This is a genomic window from Streptomyces sp. NPDC001530, assembly GCF_042894545.1.
Classification (GTDB): Bacteria; Actinomycetota; Actinomycetes; order Streptomycetales; family Streptomycetaceae; genus Streptomyces.
Genome location: NZ_JBIAVS010000001.1, coordinates 299,998 through 321,614, shown reverse-complemented (window position 1 = coordinate 321,614; position 21,617 = coordinate 299,998). Strand labels below are relative to the sequence as shown.

The window sequence follows — 21,617 nt, the reverse complement described above, 5'->3', positions numbered from 1 at the left end:
GATCACCGCGCTTTGAGCGTCACCAGGTGCTTGCCGTCCATCGTGCGGACCTCGAACCGGCTGATCTCGTCGGGCTGCAACGCGGCGCCGCCCTGCATGCTGGTGGCCTCGCCGTCGTGCGGGGGCTCCATCCAGCTGGTCACCGTCTGCTCGGAACCGTCCTTGCCGACCGCGACGAGCTGACAGGCATGCGGGCCTCCCGCGTCCTTGACCTGCACATCGACCTCGCTGCCCCAGACCCGGTCCTGCGTGGTGACCTGCGCCCACACGCCGGTCGAGGCGTCGGTCGCGGCGACCTGCGTCGACGCGGAGCCGTCCGCGGTGACGATCGCGATCGCGGGCCCGCCCGCCGCGAACACCACGGAGGCCGCCACCGCGTACAGCCAGCGCCTGCGCCCGGCCCGGTTCCGCGTGGCCACCTCACCGAGCAGCCGGTCGAGAAGCCGCGGCCCGGGGGCGGCGAAGGCGTGCACGGAGCGCGGCGTGGCCCGTCGGTACAGCATCAACTGCCGTGCGGCGGGCCGGAACTCACTCACGTGCGCCGTGCAGCGAGGGCACTCCATGAGGTGGTCCTCGAAGCGGAAGGCTTCCGCCTCGTCCAGCACGCCGAGCGCGTAGGCGCCGACGTCACGATGCCGTTCCAGGGACCTCATACCGAATACCGAATCCTCGTGGCGATGGTGCGGGGTGGGGGTGGTGTTGCTGTTGCCCACCGGTACGCACCAGACCGTCGAATCACTCAAGACCCGGTCGGAATAGCGGCCAAGACATTCGGAGCGGGAGGGCTCGCGGATTGGTGCGAGCACAAGAAAATTGCTCGGAGGCGTGGTTCGGACCTTCGGTCAGAACAGGTGGATCGCCAGATGCCCCAGCGGCAGCCCCAGCCGCCAGGCCGGCGTCCACACCTTCGGACCGTCGTCCTCGCCCGGAACCGGTCCGCCACCGGGCACCGCGTCCAGGTCGGGGGCGAGCAGCTCGGTCTCCTCCAGCCAGCGCCAGGCCGCCACCGCCAGCTCCAGGTCCGGAGCGGGAGCGCCGGATGCGGCGGCCTCGGCCGCGAGCCGCGCCATGTGCTCGCGCACCCAGTCCTGCCACGGCTGGTCGTACGCCGTCAGCGAAAGCCAGGTCTCCAACTGGGTGACGACCCGGATCCCGGAGAGTTCTCCGCCGCTGTCGGAGAGGAAGATGGTCAGCGCGAGGGCGTCGCGCCCGGCGCGGAACTCGAAGGACGTGGGCGGCATCAGGTCGCCGGTCCGCAGCAGCTCGTCGGCGATGTACTCGGCGTACAACCACGCCATGGGGACGGTGAGTTCCCCACCGCCGGTGCCGTCCGTGCTCTCTTGACCTCTGTGCAGCATCCCTTCCTGCCTTCCTCCGGTGCGTGCGCGTCGCCCGACCCCGGGCCCCCAGTCCGGAACACGGATGAGGCAAGCTGATTGCTCAACCATGGTCCTCAGCAAGGCGCTTTACGGAGGTTTGACTCGGCCTCCGGTTTCACCGCAGGTCGGCCGCGTATCCCGGAAGAACCCGGCGCAGGGCGCGCAGCGCGTAGTACGCGCGAGACTTCACGGTACCGGGCGGAATTCCGAGGGCCGCGGCGGCCTCCGCCACACTCGCCCCCTGGAAGTACACCTGCACCAGGACTTCACGGTGCTCGGGAGTGAGTGTCTTCACAGCCTCCCGTACATCGAGCATCGCCGCGGACCGTTCGGCGTGATCGGCACAGACGCGCGCGCTTTCCAGCACCGCGTCGCCGACCTCCGCGGGGCGCGCCTGGCGGGCCCGCCGCGCGTCGATCGCGAGCCGCCGACCGACGGTGAGCAGCCAGGGGCGTACGGAGTCGAAGTCATCGGCGCGCAGCGCCTCGGGATGCTGCCAGGCGCGGACGAACGTCTCCTGCACCAGGTCCTCGGCGCGCTGCCGGTCGCCGTCGGACAGGCGCAGCAGCAGCGCGAAGAGGGGCCGGCCGTGCTCGCGCTGCAGCGCGGCCAGCTCGTGCTCGGCGGTCGTCCCGTGCGTCATGGTGGTGGTTCCGGCCGTCATGGCGTGTATGCCAGCGGGTGCCGCTCCGCGGGGACAGGGGCGCGGCGCGGGTCTGCGGTGGGCGGTCGAAGCCGTCGGTGAACGGTGCGATGAACGGTCCGCCGGGGTGGGGTCCTCTGTCGCCGGGGGCTGTCCTCGTTCGCCCTAACGGGCTCGTCCTCGCACGCCGGACGGGCTAACGGTGTCGTTGCGCCTTGACTCTTGGCACCCCTTGTATGTGGATTTCTCCTGATTAATGGGAAAATCAGACCGCATTGGGGACCGCTGATGATCACACGCAGGCGACAGGCCAGCATCGCCCTCGCGGCCGTACTCATCGCGGCGGCCGCCTGCCAGGCCCAGGACCGGCCGGGGCCGTCCCGGCCCAGCGGACAGCCCGCCGCCCCCGCTCCTTCCGCCGCCCACGGCTTCACCCTCGTCGCCTCCGGCGACGTGCTGCCGAACAGCTCGATCATCGAGCGGGCGAAGTACGACGCGGGCGGCTACGGATACGACTTCCGGCCGATGTTCGCGGGGGTCCAGCCCCTGGTGTCCGGAGCCGACCTGGCGATCTGCCACATGGAGACCGTGTTCGGCGAGGTCGGCGACTACACTGGCTCCCCGGCCTTCAAGTCCCCGCCCCAGGTCGCCGATGGACTCGCCGCGACCGGCTACGACGCCTGCTCCACCGCCTCGAACCACGCCCTGGACGACGGCGCCTTCGGCATTCAGCGCACCCTCGACGCCCTCGACCGCGGCGGCGTGCGGCACGCGGGAGCGGCGCGCACGGTGGACGAGGCGAACGGCGTCAGCCTGATGCGCGTCGGCGCCGCCCAGGTCGCGCATCTCGCGTACACCTACGACACGAACGGGATCCCGCTTCCGCAGGGGCAGCCCTGGGCCGTCAACCTGATCGACCCCGACCGGATCGTCGCGGACGCCCGCGCCGCCCGGAAGGCGGGCGCCGATGTTGTCGTCGTATCCCTGCACTGGGGCACCGAATGGCAGGACAAGCCGAACGAGCAGCAGCTGCGGCTGAGCAAGCAGCTGACCGCCTCCCTGACGAACGGGCGGCCCGACATCGACCTGATCCTCGGCACCCACGCGCATGTCCCGCAGGCGTACGAGAAGGTCAACGGCACCTGGGTCGTCTACGGCATGGGCGACCAGATCGCCGGCGAGATGTTCAACCAGCAGGGCGTCCGGGACCTGCGCGGCAACGAGAGCACCGTCGGACGGTTCACCTTCGCCCCGCCCGCGCACCAGGGCGGGCGCTGGCAGGTGACGAAGGCCGAGTTCATTCCGCAGGCCTTCGACCTCGACGCCGGCCGGGTCGTCAATCTCAACGTCGCCCTCGACCAAGGGGCCGACGTCGTCGGCGCACGCGACCAGATCCGGAACGTCGTCTTCAGCCGGGGCGCGGCCAAGGACGGGCTCGTCATGGGGAAGTAGCCGTGGTGTCCTTCGCCAGCTGCGAGTGCTTGTACGCGTACCCGAAGTAGATGGCGCAACCGATCACGAACCACACCGCGAACCGCACCCACGTCTGCCACTGCAGGAACGTGATCAGCCAGATGGAGAAGACCACGCCCAGGGCGGGTACGAACGGCATCCACGGGGTGCGGAAGGTACGCGGCAGGTCCGGCTGCCGGTAGCGCAGCACGATCACCGCCACGCACACCACGGCGAACGCCAACAGGATCCCGATGTTGGTGAGTTCGGCCGCCTCGCCGATCGGCAGGAACCCGGCGACGGCGGCCGACGCGAACCCGACGATCCACGTCACACGCGTCGGTACGTGGCGCGTCGGGTGCGTCTTCGCGAACCACTTGGGGAGGAGCCCGTCCCGGCTCATGCTGAACCAGACGCGGGTGACGCCCAGCATGAACGTGAACATGACCGTGAGGATGCCGATGATCGCTCCCACCGCGATGACATCCGCGAGACCGCTCAGGCCCACCGACTTGAACGCCGTCGAGAACCCGCTCTCCTTGTCGATGTCCTTGTAGTCCTGCATGCCCGTCAGGACCAGACAGGCGGCCACGTACAGCACCATCGAGATCGCCAGGGAGTAGAGGATCGCCTTGGGCATGTGGCGCTGGGCGTCCTTCGACTCCTCGGCCGCCGTCGACATGGCGTCGTACCCGAAGACCGCGAAGAAGACGGTCGCCGCGCCCGTGAACGCCCCACTGATCCCGAAGGGGAAGAAGGGGGTGTAGTTGTCGGTGTTGATGTGGAAGACACCGACACCGATGACGAGCAGTACGACCAGCACCTTCAGGACGACGACGACCGTCTCGAAGCGGGCCGCGCTCTTGATGCCCAGGTTCAGCAGCCAGGCGATGAGCAGGCACAGCACCGCGGCGAACAGGTCGACCCGGTGGCCGTCGCCGGTGCCGGGCGCACCCAGCATCCAGTTCGGCAGGTCGGCGCCCATCTCGCCGATCAGGAAGCCGAAGTACCCGGAGATGCCGATGGCGACCACCGCCACGATCGCCGTGTACTCCAGGAGCAGGTCCCAGCCGATGAACCAGCCCGCGAACTCGCCGAGCACCGCGTAGCCGTAGGTGTAGGCCGAGCCGGCCTTCGGGATGAGGCCGGCGAACTCCGCGTACGACAGCGCGGCCGCGGCGCTCGCGACGCCCGCGATGAGGAACGACACGACGACCGCGGGCCCGGCCGTGCCGTTCGCGACCGTCCCGGCCAGCGTGAAGATGCCCGCGCCGATGATGCCGCCGACACCGATCGCGGTCAGTTGCCACAGGCCGAGCGATCGGTCGAGTCTCGTGCCCTCGGCGATCTCCGTCTCTTCGATGTGTTCGATGGGTTTGCGGCGGAGAATGCCTTCGCCCATTCGGAGCCCGGCCATGAGCCTCACCTCTTCGCAGACGGTAATCGGCTGACGGCGGATCATGATGGCGCAGAGGCGGTGGCGACGGAAGACGGCGCGCACACTCCGGGCGGCCGGGCTACGGCACGACAGGGACGGGCGGGGTGACGGCGCGATCCCGAGCGGCAGGGCTCGCGACCCTGAGCGGCCGGGCCAGGGGGCTTCTGCCCCTAGGGCACGACCGTGACCGGCCAGCGCCCCGCCTTCACCAGCCGGACCGCCACCGACCCGATGATCCGGTGTCCCGCCTGCTCGGAGGCGCCGACCACCACGGCGTCGGCCTTGAGCTCGTCCGCGGCCTTCACCAGACCGTTGTAGGGGTCGCCGCGGAAGGTGTGGAACTCCCAGCGCAGATCGAATATCCCCTTGACCCGCTCGGCCGCTTCCCGGATCTGCGCGACGAGGTCCTCGGCGATCTCGTCAGTCGTCTCGGCGACCGGCACCCCGAGCGCCGCCCCCGCCGCCATCACCGGCTGGACGTACACGACAGCGAGCAGCGCGTGCTGCCGCCGGGCCAGGCCGCCGGCATATGCCGCGGCGCGCAGCGAGGAGTCGGAGCCGTCCACCCCGACGACGATGACCTTGGGACCGTCCGTGCCCCGCTCGAACCCGTGCGAGTGCTGCTGTTCCGTCACGTCTGTGAGGCTATCGGAAACCGCAGGTCCGGCCCCCCGTGGGGGAGAGGGGAACCGCTCGACGGGCGGACACGCGCCGCTCTTCCTACAGTCGAAACCATGAGTGCCACCGTGGAGGCCCGCGCACCGAAGGACGTCACCGGCCCGATACGGCCGTCCCGGGGCGGCTTCCTCAGCAAGGTGCCCGAGGGCTTCGCGGCCTTCTTCGGCGCTCTCGGACTGCTCTGCGCCCTGCTGGCCTTCATCGAGCCCCTGCGGCGGCTGCTGCGCCCCGTCGTGCGCTTCCTGGACCTGCTGACCGTCCCCGTCAGCGCCAACCTCGCGTACGCCGTCTTCCTCTTCCTGCTCGCCGCTGCGACCGCCGCCCGCAAGAAGGTCGCCTGGTGGCTGGTCGTCGTCTACCTCGGTGTCCTCGTCCTCGGCGACATCCTCGGCGTCGCACTGGGGCTGTACGCCGAGTCGGTCCCGTCCCTCATCGTCTGCGCACTCGCGCTGGTGCTGCTGATCGTGGCCCGCAAGGAGTTCTACGCGGCCCACCGGCGCGGCGCCGTCTGGCGGTCCCTGGCCGTGCTGCTCGCCGGGCTCGGCGTGGCGATTCTGGTCGGCTGGGGCCTGGTCGAGCTGTTCCCGGGCACGCTGCCGCCCGGCCAGCGGCTGCTGTGGGCGGCCAACCGGGTCTGCGGCGGCCTGGTCTCCGGGCGCTCCTTCGACGGGCGCCCGCCGCGTGCCCTGTCCTTCGTCCTCGGCCTGTTCGGCGCCCTCGCCCTGCTCAACGCCGCCGCCACGCTCTTCCGCTCCCAGCGCATGGAGGCGGCCCTGCACGGCGACGAGGAGCCCCGCATCCGCGCCCTGCTCCAGGCGTACGGCGCCGACGACTCCCTCGGCTACTTCGCCACCCGCCGCGACAAGGCCGTCGTCTTCTCGCCCAGCGGCAAGGCCGCCGTCACCTACCGCGTCGAGGCCGGTGTCTGCCTCGCCAGCGGCGATCCGGTCGGCGACCGGGAAGCCTGGCCGCACGCCATCGGCGCCTGGCTGGACGTGGCCCGCCGCCACGCCTGGGCGCCCGCCGTGATGGGCGCCTCGGAGGACGGCGCGAAGGCGTTCGCGCGCTCCGGGCTCGGCGCGCTCCAACTCGGCGACGAGGCGATCCTGTATGTCGCCGGCTTCGACCTGGACGGCCGCGACATGCGCGTCACCCGCCAGGCCGTCCACCGTGTCAGGCGCATCGGCGCCACCTGCCGCGTACGCCGCCACGCCACCCTCACCGACGAGGAGATGGAGGAGATCGTCGCCCGAGCAGACGCCTGGCGCGACACCGAGACCGAGCGCGGCTTCTCGATGGCCCTCGACCGGCTGGGCGATCCCGAGGACGGCGACTGCCTCCTGGTCCAGGCGATGGGCGCCGACGGCAAGCTCCTCGCCCTGCTCTCCTTCGTGCCCTGGGGCCAGGACGGCATCTCGCTGGACCTGATGCGCCGTGACCGCAGCGCCCCCAACGGGGTCATGGAGTTCATGGTCGCGGAGCTGTGCGCGGTCGCCGGGAAGTTCGGCGTACGGCGCATCTCGCTCAACTTCGCGGTGTTCCGCTCGGTCTTCGAGGAAGGCGCGCGCATCGGCGCCGGGCCGGTGCTCAGGCTCTGGCGCCGGCTGCTGCTGTTCTTCTCCCGGTGGTGGCAGTTGGAGGCCCTGTACCGGTCCAACGCCAAGTACCACCCCGAGTGGTTCCCGCGCTTCATCTGCTACGGCGAGACCGGCTCCCTCGCCCGCATCGGCCTCGCGTCCGGCATCGCCGAGGGCTTCGTCTCCGTCCCCTCGCTGCGCAAGCTCTGGGGCAAGGGTCACGCGAAGAGCGGACCCAAACCCGCCAGTACCGAGGGCCTGCCGTCGCTGTCGGCCCTCGGCCTCGACGCAAGGGAGGAGGCCGGGGCCGTCGACCCGACCGCCGGTCTGCCTGAGCAGGTCCGCATCCGGCACCGCAAACTCGACCGGCTCCGCGCCGACGGCACCGACCCGTACCCGGTGGGCATCCCCCCGCGCACCCACGCCCTCGCCGAGGTCCGCGAGGGCGACCACGTGACCGTCGCGGGGCGCGTCATCCTCGTCCGCGACTTCGGCGGCATCCTCTTCGCCGTGCTGCGCGACTGGTCCGGCGACCTCCAACTCGCCCTCACCCGCGAGGAATCCGGACCCGCGCTCGACCGATTCCGGGCGGACATCGACATCGGCGACCACCTCATCGCCGACGGTCTCGCGGGCGTCAGCGACAAGGGCGAGCGCACCGTCTTCGTCACCGCCTGGCAGCTCACCGGCAAATGCCTGCGCCCGCTGCCCGACAAACGCCGGGGCCTCGCCGACCCCGAGATGAAAGTCCGCCGCCGCTCTGTCGACCTGGTATCCAGCCCCGCCGCCCGCGACGTCGTACGGGCCCGCTCCACCGCCGTACAGGCCCTGCGCCAAGGCCTCCTGGACCGCGGCTTTCTGGAGGTCGAGACCCCGATGCTCCAGCAGATCCACGGTGGCGCCAACGCCCGCCCCTTCACCACCCACATCAACGCCTACGACCTGAACCTCTATCTGCGCATCGCCCCCGAGCTCTACCTCAAGCGGCTGTGCGTCGGCGGTCTGGAGAAGGTCTTCGAGATGGGCCGCACCTTCCGCAACGAGGGCGTCTCCTACAAGCACAACCCCGAGTTCACGATGCTCGAGGCCTACCAGGCCTTCGCCGACTACGACGTGATGCTCGACCTGACCCGTGAACTGATCCAGGGCGCCGCGACCGCCGCCTTCGGCGCCCCCGTCGCCCGCAAGGACGGCACCGAGTACGACATCTCCGGACCCTGGCCCGTCAAGACGGTGTACGGCGCGATCTGCGAGGCCCTGGGGGAGCACGTCGACGCCGACACGCCGCTGGAAGCGCTGCACGGGCTGTGCGACCGCGCGGGCGTGCCGTACACGGCGGACGACGGACGCGGCGACGTCGTCCTGGAGATGTACGAACGGCTGGTCGAGGAGAGGACCCAGCTGCCCACGTTCTACAAGGACTTCCCGACCGACGTCTCACCGCTGACCCGCCAGCACCGCGCCGACCCGCGGCTCGCCGAGCGCTGGGACCTCGTCGCCTTCGGCACCGAACTGGGCACCGCTTACTCGGAGTTGACCGACCCGGTCGAACAGCGCCGACGGCTGACCGCACAGTCGCTGCTCGCCGCCGGGGGAGACCCCGAGGCGATGGAACTGGACGAGGACTTCCTCGACGCGCTGGAGTACGCCATGCCGCCCACCGGAGGGCTCGGAATCGGCGTCGACCGGCTGGTCATGTTCCTCACCGGGCTGACGATCCGTGAGACATTGCCGTTCCCCCTGGTGCGCCGCCGCTGAAGTGGTCCCATCGGGTGCTTTCGTGGGTCCGTACCGGTGTTGCCCAGCTGCGCCGCCCCTCCATTGGGTGACTGATGAGTCATGAAAAAGGATCAGCTGCTCACCCGGCGCCGGGCGTTGATCGCCGGCGCCGCCGTCCTGGGGGCGGCCGGGGCGGCGGGCACAGCCCGCGTCCTGACCGGCGAACCGGCCACCCAGCCGGTGCGGGGCACCCCGCCGGTCTCGGGCCCGCAGGTGCGCCGCGCCCTCAAGCCCTCCGCCTACCGCCTCCAGCCGATGGCCGGATACGGCCCCCCGCGCAGCAGGCCCGCGCGGACCGTCGTCCGGCACGAGCCGTTCCTGCGCGTGTCCGGTCGCGGCCACCGCATGGTGCTGACCTTCGACGACGGCCCCGACCCGCACTACACGCCGGACATCCTGCGCACCCTGCGCGAGTACGACGTGCGCGCGATGTTCTTCGTGTGCGGGGAGATGGCCGCCGACAACAAGGACCTGCTGAGCGAGATGGCCGACGACGGACACGTCGTCGGCAACCACACCTGGACCCACCCGCTGCTGACCCAGCTCTCGCGCTCCGCGATCCACTCCGAGATCGAGCGCACCTGCGAGGTCATCGACGACGCCTACGGCGAGCCGCCCGTCTGGTTCCGCGCACCGTACGGGGCCTGGAACCGGGCCACCTTCCAGATCGGCGCCGAACTGGGCATGGAACCCATGGCCTGGACGGTCGACACACTCGACTGGACGACCCCGGGCACCGGCACCATCGTCGACCGGGTCGAGAGTGGCGCCGCCCCGGGTGTCGTGATCCTCTCGCACGACGCGGGCGGCGACCGCTCGCAGAGCGTCCGGGCGCTGCGCGACTATCTGCCACACCTGCTGGATTCCGGCTACCACATCACCGTGCCACGCCGGCGATTCGCGTAGCCTCCTCGGCAGGCTTTCGCCCGCCCGGCCGGGGAACGCTCAGCGAACCTCGACCAGGCGGGCGAACACGACGACGTTCCCGTCGTAGCCGTGCTGCTTGGAGAAACCGCCCCCGCAGGTGATGACCCGCAATTCGGGAGTGCCCTTGCTGCCGTACACGCGGTCGCCGGGGAAGTTGTTCTTCGCGAAGACCTCGAGGCCGTAGATCTCGAATGCCGCGGTCTTGCCGTCCTTGCGCACGACGTCGATCCGGTTTCCTTTCTTGAGCGCCCCCAGCCCGTAGAAGACGGCGGGGCCCCGCATGTTGTCCACATGGCCGACGATCACGGCCGTGCCCTTTTCACCGGGCGAGACCGCGCCGGTGAACCATCCCGCGAGATTCGGGTCGTCGGGCGGCGGCGCGGCGACCCACCCGTCGATGTCCAGGCCCACCGGCATGACCGGGGCGTCGACCTGGATCGCCGGGATCCTGACCCGGTCGGCCACGGAGTACGGCAGCGGGGCCGCCGCGCTCGAGAAGGTGCCGCCGGACGTGCGGCTGTCCGCTGCCGCCGCCGAAGCAGGCTGCGGAGGGCCCACGTCGAACTCACCGGAACCATTCCGGATGAGTGCGAGGCCGGTCAGCAGAACTAGCGCTATCACGCCCCACGGGGCGCGCCTTCTCTGCCGCTCCTCCTCTTCGGCCAGCTCGGACGCAGACATTCGCAATCCCCTCTCGACGCGGCCGTCGCCGCGTCACTCGCGCATATGAGAACGCTAATTGCAGCATGCCCGGCGGGCGACGGGGCGCGGGCGAACGGGTGGCGGAGTACATCCGTCGTGAGCCATCCGAGTTGCCACGAGCAGGAATTTTCTGACGGACCGTGACCTGCGGCAATATCCGATTGTGTGGAATTCTCTCGGCGTGTCCTCTCACCAGGACGGACCATTCTCGAAATGCGGCCCTGTGCATGGCATCTGAGGGTCTGTCTGGGAGGCGCTTTCTCGCCGATCTACCGGGGACGGTTCCCGGGGCGTCTTCCGCGGAGGATCACATGCGAAACTCACGTGCCCTGGCGGGCGCGGCCACTGTGGTCGCTGTCCTCGGGCTCGCCACCCCCGCGGCCGTCGCGGACGGCATGGGCGGGGCGGGCGGTCAGAGCAACAACAATGACTCGGGCAACGTCGTGGTTGTGCCGGGCACCAATGGGATTGGGTCGGGCACCGGGATTGTGCCGGGCACCGGGATTGGGCCGGGCGGGATTGGGCCCGGCGGGATTGGGCCGGGCGGGGTTGGGCCGGGCAACAACAACGGATTCGGGCAGGGCAACAACCACGGGGGTGGTCCGGGCAACAACGGATTCGGGCAGGGCAACAACAACGGGGGTGGTCCGGGCAACAACGGGTTCGGGCAGGGCAACAACAATGGGTTCGGGCCCGGCAACAACGGGTTCGGGCAGGGCAACAACAATGGGTTCGGGCCGGGCAACAACGGGTTTGGGCCGGGCAACGACAACGGGTTCGGGCCGGACAACGACCACGGGGGTATTTCGAGGAACATCGTCGCCACGCCCAGCGTCATCGCCGCCGGCGGCCAGTTGACGGTGACGGTCGACGGGTGCCGGAACGGCGGCACGGTGACCTCGCCCGCGTTCCGGCGCACGTCCCTCTCGCGGGTCCCCGGCACCAACGACACGTCGAGCGGACGGGCGACCGTCGACCGCGACGCACGCCCCGGCTCGTACGACATCACGGTCAACTGCGTCGGTTCGGGCTCCCTGACCCGCCCCAATGCCTTCACTGTCATCGGCGGTGTCCGCGGTGGTTTCGGCGGCAGCAGGTCCACGGGCGCCACGCCCACCGACATGGCGATCGGCGGAGGTCTGGTGGCCCTGGCCTTCATCGGCGGCGGAGTGTTCTGGATGCGCCGCAGGTCCGAGAAGAGGATCTGACCCGGCCGCCCTTTCGGAAACCAGCCCTCCCCTTCAAGGACAGGAGCTCCCCCTCCGGGAACCGCACGCGACAGCGCTTCGCCCCGAACTGAGCGGGTCCGGGGTGAAGAGCTGCGCCGCTCCGTCACGAGTCGTCGGCCGCGTCGTGGCGGCGCGCCAAGTACCACGCCACGCCGATGGAGCCGGCGACGAGAGCCGTTCCGAGGCCGATCTCCTTGGGGTCGAAGCCGTCGACCGTGCCGCCGACACCGGCATTGACACCCCGTTGTGCGGGGACCTGGACAACTGTCGGGTTGTCGGAGCGACCGCTGCCGATGGTGAGTCCGGTGTGACCGCTCACCCCGTCGCACCTGAACGTCACCTCGTACACGGCACCCGCTCTGGCGTCGACGTCGACCGCGGTCCTGGCCGAGGACTGACCGGCCCGAAGGGTGACGGTGTCGAAGACGCCGGAGGAGACCGTGGCGATTCCCTTGCACCTTCCGTCGTCTCTGTTCAGGAGCAGTGAGACCTGGCCACCCGCGACGATGGTCGACGGCTGAACGCTGAACCCGAACGGGGTGACGTTGTTCTCGTCCGCGACACTGGCGGCGGCGAGGGGTGCGGTGAAGGTCAGGGCGGTCACGCCCAGCAGTGCGGCCGAAGCGACGCGTATCGCGTGCATGGTGAGCCTCCAGGTCCCCGAGGAGCCTTGCCGCGGACCGGTTCCGCTTGCGCCACACATGCGCCTCGGTGATCGAAACGCTAGGGAAGGGTGCGCGCGGGCGCGATCGCAGTCGCGCGAATGGGGCAACTGTGTGGGCCGCACAGGGGACGGCGTGCGTGCGACCGGGGGACGGGCGCGGCGTGGCACCCGTCCCTTTGCCGCCGGGCGCCTCCTGAGGAGCCGTCACCCGGAGAGGTGCGGGAACAGCGCGGTGAACGGTTCCGCCGAGGCGGTGATCCCCCGGCTGTAGGGCGCGTCGAAGTCCCAGATCAGGAAGAGCAGGAAGGCGATCAGGGCGGAGAACAACCCGGCGAGGATCAGCTCGCGGGTGGTGCGCCGGATCTGCAGCGCGAAGACCATCCCGACGGTGACCAGGGCGCCGGTGATCAGCCCGAACCACACCACGCCCGGCATGGTCGCCCCCGTCGAGTCGGCGCGGGCGCTGCGCGCGGCGTCGGCCGCCGTCACCTGGTCGACGAGCGGCTGGTACGCCTGGGCCTCGAAGTCCGTCTTCGGCTGGTAGTCGGTGACGTCCTGGCGGATGCGGCCGAAGAGTCGGCCCCCCTGGGCGGTCACATGGCCGTCGTCCGCCATGGTCTGCCACTCGGTGGTGACGACGTGGCTGACATACGCGTTGACGTCGCCGCGGACGTGGTCGCGCACATCGGGTGGGTAGACGCGGACCCGCTCCGAGATCTCGTGCAGGGCCTGGGCCTCGGTCTGCACATGGTCCTGGGCGACGCCGCGGGCCTCCCAGACACCCGCGATGGCCAGGCCCAGCACGATGGCGTACACCACGCCGATCATCATGGTCATGTACTCGATCACGTCGGGGGTCTCGGACGGATCCTCGTCCTCGCGGGCCCTGCGATGGCGTACGAGTGTCACGATGAGGACGACGACACACGCGGCCGCCATCGCGAGGACGAGAACAAGCCATTCCGACAAGGATCCTCCAGGGTTCAGCGCGGGCGCAGCGCCGCGACGGCGAGCACCGCGGGCGCGGTGATGAGCAGGGTGAGCGAGACCAGCGACGGGCCACTGCGGGGCGGGTGCCTGCGCGGAGGGGTGTCGTACGCCGGATAACTCACCGGGGACGGCGACGGCTTGGGGCGCTTCTTCGGGTGATTGGGGTGTGCACTCGGCGTCGGCGTGAGGGTGGGCCGCGGCGCCACGGGCCGCGGTGTCGGCGGGGGAGGCGGCGGGGCCGGGGGAGACGGGGGCTCGGGTCTCGGTGCGTACGTGGGGGTGGGAGTGGGCGCCGGCTTCGGGGTGGGTTCCGGCGGCGTAGGAGTAGGAGTCGGGGTGGGCGTCGGTGTCGGGCAGGGCGGCGATGGTGTGGGGGTCGGGCACCAGGTGGTGTCCCCGGCGGTCGCCACCGCGCCGCTCCCCGCCACGGCCACCGCCGTGGTGCCGTCGCCTTCCGGGCCGACGGAGGCGTACGCGCAGGCGTCGGCGATCGCCGGCCCCTGCCCGGCGCCGCCGAGGATCCAGGTCAGCGTCAGCACCGCGAACACCCGTATGGCGAGGGCGGATCGAGTCCGTTCGGGTCCATGCACGACGAAGATCATGGGGCGCGCGGCGCCCGCGTATGCCGCAGTGCCGGGGGATTGCCCACGAAGGGGGTACGTGCGCCTCCCGACCGTTTGACGGGCCGTGCGTCACACGCCGGTGCGTGCGCACACATGCGCGAACCGCGCGGTCCGCGTCACAGGTTCCGGAAAGAAATTTGTGAGCCGGTTGAACACTCCCGCCACTGCCGCCCGTACCTAGGGCCATGCGCGGCGCAGCAGGGCGCTGCAACACCAATGCGAACAGCGGGAGTTACCAATGAAGACCTCCTGGCGGAGCGCCTCACTCGTAGCGACAGCTGCGGCCGTGCTGGCGCTCACGACGGCGTGCGGTCAGGAACAGGGCACCCAGTCGACGGGCAGCCAGAACGTGGGTGCCACCGCGGCCGCCGGTGACTATGGAGCGAGCACCAGCCCGGGCAATGGCTACGGTGCCGATTCCGGGACCCAGCAGAGCGCCGCGGCCCAGGCGGAAGCCGCAGGTCAGCTCGCTGTTGCGGAAAGCGCGAAGCTCGGCAAGGTGCTGACCGACAGTGCCGGATTCACCCTCTACCGCTTCGACAAGGACACGGCCGAACCGCCGAAGTCGAGCTGTGACGGCGACTGCGCGAAGGCCTGGCCGCCCGTGCCCGCCGAGGGTGCCGAGGCCGCCACCGGTGTGGATAAGACGCTTCTTGGCGAGGTCACCCGGTCGGACGGCACGAAGCAGCTGACCATCGGCGGCTGGCCGATGTACCGCTATGCGAAGGACACGAAGGCCGGAGACACCAACGGCCAGGGCGTGGGCGGCACTTGGTTCGCATCCGCCCCCAATGGCAAGAAGGCGACCCTGGCCGACCTGCCCGGCCTGTCGGTCCGCAATGACCCCAAGCTCGGTGAGATCGTCGTCGACAAGAACGGCATGACCGTCTACCGCTTCATGAAGGACCAGGCCTGGCCCGTCTCGAAGTCGGCCTGCACCGGCGCCTGCCTGGAGAAGTGGCCCGCCGTCGCGCCGGTCTCCGCGGACGACACCAAGGGCGTCAAGAAGAAGGGCCTCATGGGCTTCACCCGCCCGGACGGCGTCAAGCAGATGACGGTCAACTGCTGGCCCATTTACACCTTCTCCGGTGACACGGCTCCCGGGGACACCAACGGTCAGGGCGTGGGCGGCACGTGGTACGCCGTTTCGCCCGACGGAAAGCCGGTCGGCGCGTCGGAGTAGAGGATCACCTCCCCAGGGTTGATCGCCTCGTCGAGAGAGCAACGGAACGCGGAAGGGAGTGGACACAGACAGGCACGTATGCCGGACGAATGGAACAACGCGCGCGACCCAGGGTCCGCCCCCTCCGCACCGCACGGAGGGGGCGGGCTGTTTGGCGTGCCCGGGCGCGAAGGCCCTTGGTGACCCGCGGCTGTCGAGTCGTGAATGATCTCGGCGACCCGCGGCTGTCGAGTCATGAATGATCTCGGCGACCCGTGACGGTTGAGTCCTGAATGACCTTGGCGCACCGCGGCGGTTGAGCCATGAATGACCTTGGCGACGCTACGGATACCGTGGCCACCCTTCGTAACGCTCCGGAGCTTTTTGGAATGCTTCGGAGCGATTTCGCAGGGGCGGCCAGAGGCGTGTTCGGGTGGCGTACGCGGGGCGCCAATTCGGCACTTGCCGGAGGCAGTGACCGGGAACGGATGGTCAATTTCCGTTTCGGCTCGCTCCTTTGGCGGGCGATCAGTAGCCTCAGCTCGAACACCGGATCGCCTACACCGTCGACAACGCCTTGGAGAGATAGATGGAGCGTCCCGCCTGGGCCCCCCGGAGCATTGACATCACGGTTCCGAGCGTGTCCCGTATCTATGACTACTACCTGGGCGGTTCGCACAACTTCGAGGTCGACCGGGAAGCGGCACGCAAGGCGATGGAGTTCATGCCGGGACTTCCCAAGATCATGCAGGCGAACCGCGCGTTCATGCGCCGCGCCGTGCGGTTCGCGGCCAGCGAGGGCATCTCCCAGTTCCTGGACATCGGTTCGGGCATCCCGACCTTCGGAAACGTCCACGAGGTCGCCCAGCAGGCCAAGCCGGGCGCGCACGTCGTGTACGTCGACCACGACCCGGTGGCCGTCGCGCACAGCGAGGCCGTCCTGCGGGACAACGAGGGCGCGGATGTCGTCGCCGCCGATCTCCGAAAGCCCCAGGAAATCCTGGCGAGCCCCCAGGTTCAGCGACTGATCGACCTGAACCGGCCGGTTGCCCTCCTCCTCGTTGCCATACTGCACTTCGTGGAGGACGCGGACGACCCGCACCGAGCGGTGGCGGAACTGCGCGAGGCGCTCGCGCCGGGCAGCCTGCTCATCCTCACGCATGCCTCGTACGAGGGAATTCCGCTCCCGCCGGAGCGGGCCGCGGGCACGGTTGACGTTTACAAGAACATCCGCAACCCGCTGATCATGCGCTCGCGTGACGAGATCGCGCGGTTCTTCGAAGGGTACGACATGGTGGAACCCGGGCTGGTGCCGATGCCGAACTGGCGGCCCGACACGGCACCCGAGGACGAGGATGCTTATGCCTTCTCCGGGTTCGCCGGCGTGGGGCGCACCGCGTGACCGCCGAGCCGGACGGGCCGGAGGACAGACTGCGCCGGTTCGCGACGATCTGGAGCCGGGCGGTCTTCCCGGTCACCTCGACGTCGCTGACCCGGCCCGAGTTCGAGCAGCAACTGGTGCCGCTCGCCCGGCGGTTGAGCGACGCACTGCGGGCCAGGACCTTCGACGCGGCCGAGGGCCAAGCCGTCGGCGCCGCGCTCATCGCCGCGCACTGCACCGACCCGAAGGCGCTGAGCCGCACCCTCGACTGCGTGGACGCCTATCTGGTGCTCTACTGCGGCGAGGACGGGCCCCAGGAGGCGCTGCGGACCAGGTCGGCGCGGCTGCAGCACGCCATGGCCGCCGGATTCGCGCAGGCCCTGCGGGAGCGGACGCTGGCCGAGCAAGAGGCCATCTCCCAGGCGGCGTTGAACGCCCGCAGCGCGGTGGCCGAGGCGCTGCACGCCAGCGAGGCCCGCTTCCGCGCGGTGTTCGAGGGCGCGGCCATAGGAATCGGCATCGCCGACCTCGAAGGCAACATCCTCCAGGTCAACGGAGCCCTGCTGCGCATGTTCGGCGGCTCCGAGCAGTCGATGCGCGGCCGCAAGGTCCCCGAGTGGACGCACCCGGAGGACGCTCCTCAAGTGTGGCGGCTGTACGAGGAGTTGGTACGCGGCGAGCGCGAGCACTACCACGTCGAAAAGGCCTTCTACCGTCCCGACGGCACGGCCCTGTGGACCAATCTGACGGTCTCGCTGCTGCGCGACCCGGACGGCGAACCCCAGTACCAGCTCGCGCTGATGGAGGACACCACCGAGCGCCGGCTGCTCAATCTGCGGCTGCGGTACGAGGCCACGCACGACGCGCTCACCGGACTGCCGAACCGGACCCTGTTCTTCGAGCGCCTGGAGAAGGCGCTGTCCGCGGGGGAGGGCCAGCGCTTCGGGCTGTGCTACCTCGACCTCGACGGCTTCAAGACCATCAACGACAGCCTCGGGCACGCGGCCGGCGACCGGCTGCTGGTCGAGGTCGCCGACCGGCTGCAGTCCTGTGCGACGGCCCCCGGCGAGATGGTCGCCCGGCTCGGCGGCGACGAGTTCGTGGCCCTGACCACCGGCACCGACACGGAACGAGAGGTCGACGCGCTGGCCGACCGCATCATGAACGCCCTCGTCACTCCGGTCCGCATCGACGGCCGCGAACTGACCGTGCGCGGCAGCATCGGCATCGTCGAGGGCCCGGCGGGCGAGCGCGGCCCGGCGGAGGTGCTGCGCAGCGCCGACATCACGATGTACCGGGCCAAGTCCGCGGGCGGCAACCGCTTCGAGCTCGCCGACCCCGAGGCCGACGCCCGCGCCATCACCCGGCACGGACTCACCACGGCACTGCCGGCGGCGCTCGACCGGAACGAGTTCTTCATCGAGTACCAGCCGCTGGTGCACCTGGGCGACGGAAGCGTACGCGGTGCCGAGGCCCTGGTCCGCTGGCTGCACCCGCAGCACGGTGTCCTCGGCCCCGACCGCTTCATCCCGCTCGCCGAGCACACCGGACTGATCGTTCCGCTCGGCCGCTGGGTTCTGGAGCAGTCGGTGCGCCAGGCCCGCGCGTGGCAGGAACGACACGCCAACGCGGGCCCGCTGCGGATCAACGTCAACCTCTCGCCGTGCCAGCTGACCCATCCCGGCCTGGTCCAGGACACGGTCGACATCCTGGAGCGCGAGGGGCTCGACGCCGACGTGCTGTGCCTGGAGGTCACCGAGTCCGCGCTGATCGGCGCCGACGACGACCTGCTCAAGCCGCTGCGCCGACTGGCCGAAATGGGCGTCGACATCGCCCTCGACGACTTCGGCACCGGATACTCCAACCTCGCCAATCTGCGCCGCCTGCCGGTCAGCATCCTCAAGCTGGATCGATCCTTCACCCAGGGTATGCAGCAGTTCCCCGCGGACCCGGTCGACCTGAAGATCGTCGAGGGCATCGTCTCCCTTGCCCACAGCCTCGACCTCGCGGTCACCGTCGAGGGCGTGGAAACGGGCGCCCAGGCCGAGCAGTTGCGGATACTGGGCTGCGACACGGCGCAGGGCTGGTACTACGCCCGGCCCGGACCGCCGGAGCGGCTGCACGAGCTGGCGCTGGTGGACGCCACGGGCTGACGGCGGGACGGGCGTTCGGGACGCGACCCCGCACGGCGTGACGCAAGCGCGGGGCGCGGGCCCGGACCGTTGGTACGGGCCCGCGCCCCGCTGGTCCGCCGCGTATTGGGGCGTACCCGCGCGGGAGACCCGTACCGGCGAGGTGGGTCTCCTTCTTCCTGCTGTACGGGTCACTATGGGACGCGATGGACGACTTCACCGCCGTGTGCGTCGACGCCCTGCGGGCCCATGCCCGCCGGTACGGCGGTGAGCCGGCCGCCAACGGAATCGAGCGCCGCGTCACCTGGTCGCCCGTGGCCGATGCACGCACCGTCTGCACGGTGGTCTGGGCCCTCATCGGCGCGGTGAGGACGGCCGCGGGGTGAAAGCGGTCCTGGTCAGGCCGAGCACCCGGTCCCCCTCCCGGCGAAAATGTCTGCCCCGCACCGGCGATGCCGCCTACGGTGTCCCGGTGAAGAACGATCGACGCCTTCGTCGCCTCGTCGTGGCTGACACTACGTGGCTCTGGACCGTCCGCCAGCGGGTCAAGCCCGCCTACGAGGAGTGCCGAGTGACGCTCTCCCTCTACCCCGAGGGCACGCGGCGACGGCTGGCGCTGGTCTTCCGTCCGCGTGAGGACCGGATCATCTCGAACTGCTACTTCGAATCGGGGTCCTTGGTACGCCTCCCGGACCGCAGCTACCTCAATCTCTATGAACCCGGCACGGTCCGCCGCCTCTTGGAAGCGGCCCTGCCGACCCTGGATCTCTTCGGGGCCGAGCTGGTGATCGAAACGGACGGGTGGCCGTACTTCGACGCGGTCGTGGAACCGGTCACCACCGCTTAGGACTCTTCCGGGCGATCATGTGGGAGCTGATAGAGGCAGAACGGCACGAGAGACGGGACGGGATGTCGGACGACGAGCCCGAAGCGTGGGTCATATGGGGTGAGGGGACCGTGTTCCGGCGGCCCGCCAACAACGGCATGTTGGTCAACGGTCCTGTCTCTCCGGACATGGAGCGGTTGTTCGCCGGCATTGCCGCGGTGGATCCTGGCTGGACACCGCCGCCCCCCGAACCCGATGTCGAGGTGTGGTGGGGGGACCCTGTGGTGGTGGACGGGCCATGGGTGATCTTCACCTCTGGCACCGAACGGGAGATCCGAGCGCACGTGGACCGCTACGAGGACATACGCGGAATGCTGCGTGCATCCAGCGTGCGGCGGTGATCGAGATCCTCGGTCCGGCCTGCACCCCACGCCCCACACGCGCTGATCGAACCAGGATGCTCGTGCCCGTACCCGGCGATACCGTGACTGGAACGCGGGGGAGAAGTGGCCGGATGGCGGACGTGCAGCCGATCGTCGGACGGGAGACGGAGCTCTCCGAGCCCTCCCGGCTCGTCGCGTCGCCCGAGGGCCGGGCCCTGCCGGCGGAGACCGGGCTGCCGTTCGGTCTTCACCAGGTGTTCGACACCGCGCCGCCCAGTTCCGCGACGGCTTCGGCAACGCGCTGCCGCCGGCCGAGTCCAACGATCTGCACGCACGCCTGACCATCCCCTCTCCGGGACCGCCGCTGTTCGAGGCCCCGCTCGCCACGTCGCCCGTTGGCCGGCAACGCCGACCACGGACCGCTGCTGATGATCTCCGGCCAGGCCGACCACACCGTTCCCGACGTCGTGACCCGCTCGGCGTACAAGCCCTACGCGCTTCGCGCGCCTGACGGGACATACATCACATCGGCGCCCGGTGAACCGGGTGCCCAGCGAAGGAGTTGAGAAGGATGAGCACGGAACTTCAGGGCAGGACCGCGGTGGTCACTGGTGCCAGCAAGGGCATCGGACTCGCCGTCACCGTGGCGCTGGCCGAGGCGGGCGCGACGGTGATCGCGGGATCCCGCACCAGCACGCCGGATCTGGACGCGCTGGTCAAGCAGGGCACCGTCACCTGGGTGCCCGTCGACCTCGCCGAGCCCGGTGCGGCCGAACGGCTCGTCGAGGCCGCGAACGGGCGGATCGACGTCCTGGTCAACAACGTCGGCTCGGCCCCGGCCCGTACCGGCGGCTTCCTCTCGGTGACCGACGAGGACTGGCAGCGCACCGTCGACCTGAACCTGCTGACGGCCGTACGGGTCACCCGGGCCGCCCTCCCGCTGATGCTGGACGCGGGCCACGGCTCGGTGGTGACGATCGCCTCGGTCAACGCCACCCTGCCGGACCCCATGGTGATCGACTACAGCGCGGGCAAGGCCGCCCTGGTCGCCTTTTCCAAGGCGCTGTCGAAGGAGGTCGGCCCGAAGGGCATCCGGGTCAACACCGTCAGCCCCGGCCCAGTCGAGACGGAGCTGTGGCTCGGCGGCGACGGAGTGGCGGCAACCGTGTCGGCCGCCGCCGGGATCACCCCCGACGAGGTGGTGGCAGGCGCCGCCGGCGCCACGGTCACCGGCCGCTTCTCCCAGCCCCAGGAGGTCGCCGAACTGGTCCTCTTCCTGGCCGGCGACCGCGCCCGCAACATCACCGGCAGCGACCTGGTCATCGACGGCGGCTTCATCCCCACGCGGTGACGAGCACAGAGCCTGCCCGCAGCACGACGGCCGCATGAGCACCGTAAACCCTCGCAGGTGCACCCGGCCTCGGGGCTGAGCTCGGGGTGGGTGCGCTTACCTGCGCTTACAGGGTGCCTCCCCCAAACTCTTCGAGCAGGGGGTACCCCCAGCGCCCATCCGTGCCGCCTGGGGGTCCCCCACGCCGTTAAGGCAGTGGGGGAGGCACGATTGCCCGTAGCGGGGAAGGCCCGGCCCGTACGGTCCGCAGCCGCTCACCGGCGTGAGGGGACGTGCCGGAACGTCCGCCCGCAGCGGATGG

20 protein-coding genes and 1 pseudogene are annotated in these 21,617 nt (G+C 70.2%); 12 read left to right on the top strand and 9 right to left on the bottom strand.

Features of this window, described 5'->3' with window-relative positions:
* Positions 1-2: 2 nt before the first annotated feature.
* The 3 genes from ACFY0T_RS01525 to ACFY0T_RS01515 form a co-directional block, all read right to left on the bottom strand.
* Positions 3-653, bottom strand: coding sequence for a zf-HC2 domain-containing protein (locus ACFY0T_RS01525; RefSeq protein ID WP_388863708.1), 651 nt, complete (start codon positions 651-653; stop codon positions 3-5).
* Positions 654-842: 189 nt separating this feature from the next.
* Positions 843-1,358, bottom strand: coding sequence for a hypothetical protein (locus ACFY0T_RS01520; protein WP_388863706.1), 516 nt, complete (start codon positions 1,356-1,358; stop codon positions 843-845).
* Between the two features lie 136 nt (positions 1,359-1,494).
* A complete protein-coding gene (locus tag ACFY0T_RS01515) occupies positions 1,495-2,043 on the bottom strand; it encodes a sigma-70 family RNA polymerase sigma factor (protein WP_388863704.1) in 549 nt (182 codons plus the stop codon).
* A gap of 267 nt (positions 2,044-2,310) precedes the next feature.
* Between ACFY0T_RS01515 and ACFY0T_RS01510 the strand changes: the two genes are divergently transcribed.
* The gene (locus ACFY0T_RS01510) at positions 2,311-3,474 is read left to right on the top strand and encodes a CapA family protein (protein WP_388863702.1); all 1,164 of its coding nucleotides are present in this window, start codon (positions 2,311-2,313) and stop codon (positions 3,472-3,474) included.
* On the opposite strand, the gene ACFY0T_RS01505 is transcribed toward ACFY0T_RS01510, so the two are convergent.
* Both ACFY0T_RS01505 and ACFY0T_RS01500 read right to left on the bottom strand, forming a co-directional pair.
* On the bottom strand, positions 3,461-4,891 hold the full coding sequence (locus ACFY0T_RS01505; RefSeq protein ID WP_388863700.1) for an amino acid permease: 1,431 nt from the start codon (positions 4,889-4,891) through the stop codon (positions 3,461-3,463). The genes ACFY0T_RS01510 and ACFY0T_RS01505 overlap by 14 nt on opposite strands.
* Positions 4,892-5,082: 191 nt before the next feature.
* Positions 5,083-5,547, bottom strand: a complete 465-nt coding sequence (locus ACFY0T_RS01500; protein WP_388863698.1) for a universal stress protein — start codon at positions 5,545-5,547, stop codon at positions 5,083-5,085.
* Positions 5,548-5,646: 99 nt separating this feature from the next.
* Between ACFY0T_RS01500 and lysX the strand changes: the two genes are divergently transcribed.
* Both lysX and ACFY0T_RS01490 read left to right on the top strand, forming a co-directional pair.
* Complete coding sequence (gene lysX, locus ACFY0T_RS01495) at positions 5,647-8,925, top strand: bifunctional lysylphosphatidylglycerol synthetase/lysine--tRNA ligase LysX (RefSeq protein WP_388863696.1); 3,279 nt, start codon at positions 5,647-5,649, stop codon at positions 8,923-8,925.
* 81 nt (positions 8,926-9,006) lie between these two features.
* Positions 9,007-9,852 (top strand): polysaccharide deacetylase family protein, encoded by an 846-nt coding sequence (locus tag ACFY0T_RS01490; protein ID WP_388863694.1) that lies wholly within the window; start codon positions 9,007-9,009, stop codon positions 9,850-9,852.
* A 39-nt stretch (positions 9,853-9,891) separates the two neighbouring features.
* Here the strand turns inward: ACFY0T_RS01490 and ACFY0T_RS01485 are convergent, their stop codons facing one another.
* Positions 9,892-10,554, bottom strand: coding sequence for a class F sortase (locus ACFY0T_RS01485; protein ID WP_388863692.1), 663 nt, complete (start codon positions 10,552-10,554; stop codon positions 9,892-9,894).
* Between the two features lie 833 nt (positions 10,555-11,387).
* On the opposite strand from ACFY0T_RS01485, the pseudogene ACFY0T_RS01480 reads away from it, so the two are divergent.
* Positions 11,388-11,783, top strand: a pseudogene (locus tag ACFY0T_RS01480) (hypothetical protein); the annotation flags it as partial.
* Between the two features lie 124 nt (positions 11,784-11,907).
* Here the strand turns inward: ACFY0T_RS01480 and ACFY0T_RS01475 are convergent.
* The 3 genes from ACFY0T_RS01475 to ACFY0T_RS01465 all read right to left on the bottom strand — a co-directional run bounded on the left by ACFY0T_RS01475 (position 11,908) and on the right by ACFY0T_RS01465 (position 14,048).
* Positions 11,908-12,447, bottom strand: a complete 540-nt coding sequence (locus tag ACFY0T_RS01475; RefSeq protein WP_388863690.1) for a hypothetical protein — start codon at positions 12,445-12,447, stop codon at positions 11,908-11,910.
* A 225-nt stretch (positions 12,448-12,672) separates the two neighbouring features.
* Positions 12,673-13,437: a hypothetical protein gene (locus ACFY0T_RS01470; protein WP_388863688.1), complete on the bottom strand. Its 765-nt coding sequence runs from the start codon at positions 13,435-13,437 to the stop codon at positions 12,673-12,675.
* A gap of 14 nt (positions 13,438-13,451) precedes the next feature.
* Entirely contained in the window at positions 13,452-14,048 is a 597-nt protein-coding gene (locus ACFY0T_RS01465; protein ID WP_388863686.1) for a hypothetical protein, read from the bottom strand.
* Between the two features lie 271 nt (positions 14,049-14,319).
* Between ACFY0T_RS01465 and ACFY0T_RS01460 the strand changes: the two genes are divergently transcribed.
* From ACFY0T_RS01460 to ACFY0T_RS01425, 8 genes are all read left to right on the top strand, one after another.
* Positions 14,320-15,264, top strand: coding sequence for an SCO0930 family lipoprotein (locus ACFY0T_RS01460; RefSeq protein ID WP_388863684.1), 945 nt, complete (start codon positions 14,320-14,322; stop codon positions 15,262-15,264).
* Positions 15,265-15,832: 568 nt separating this feature from the next.
* Complete coding sequence (locus ACFY0T_RS01455) at positions 15,833-16,645, top strand: SAM-dependent methyltransferase (RefSeq protein WP_388863682.1); 813 nt, start codon at positions 15,833-15,835, stop codon at positions 16,643-16,645.
* A complete protein-coding gene (locus tag ACFY0T_RS01450) occupies positions 16,642-18,777 on the top strand; it encodes a putative bifunctional diguanylate cyclase/phosphodiesterase (protein WP_388863680.1) in 2,136 nt (711 codons plus the stop codon). Before ACFY0T_RS01455 ends, ACFY0T_RS01450 begins: the two co-directional genes overlap by 4 nt.
* A 185-nt stretch (positions 18,778-18,962) precedes the next feature.
* The gene (locus ACFY0T_RS01445) at positions 18,963-19,142 is read left to right on the top strand and encodes a hypothetical protein (RefSeq protein ID WP_388863678.1); all 180 of its coding nucleotides are present in this window, start codon (positions 18,963-18,965) and stop codon (positions 19,140-19,142) included.
* Positions 19,143-19,261: 119 nt separating this feature from the next.
* Positions 19,262-19,603: a hypothetical protein gene (locus ACFY0T_RS01440; protein ID WP_388863676.1), complete on the top strand. Its 342-nt coding sequence runs from the start codon at positions 19,262-19,264 to the stop codon at positions 19,601-19,603.
* A 62-nt stretch (positions 19,604-19,665) separates the two neighbouring features.
* Positions 19,666-19,983 carry a hypothetical protein gene (locus ACFY0T_RS01435; protein WP_388863674.1) on the top strand — a complete coding sequence of 106 codons (318 nt, stop codon included), beginning with the start codon at positions 19,666-19,668 and terminating at the stop codon, positions 19,981-19,983.
* Between the two features lie 113 nt (positions 19,984-20,096).
* Positions 20,097-20,306 carry a hypothetical protein gene (locus ACFY0T_RS01430; RefSeq protein ID WP_388863672.1) on the top strand — a complete coding sequence of 70 codons (210 nt, stop codon included), beginning with the start codon at positions 20,097-20,099 and terminating at the stop codon, positions 20,304-20,306.
* Between the two features lie 230 nt (positions 20,307-20,536).
* Positions 20,537-21,316 (top strand): oxidoreductase, encoded by a 780-nt coding sequence (locus ACFY0T_RS01425; protein ID WP_388863670.1) that lies wholly within the window; start codon positions 20,537-20,539, stop codon positions 21,314-21,316.
* Positions 21,317-21,617 lie beyond the last annotated feature (301 nt).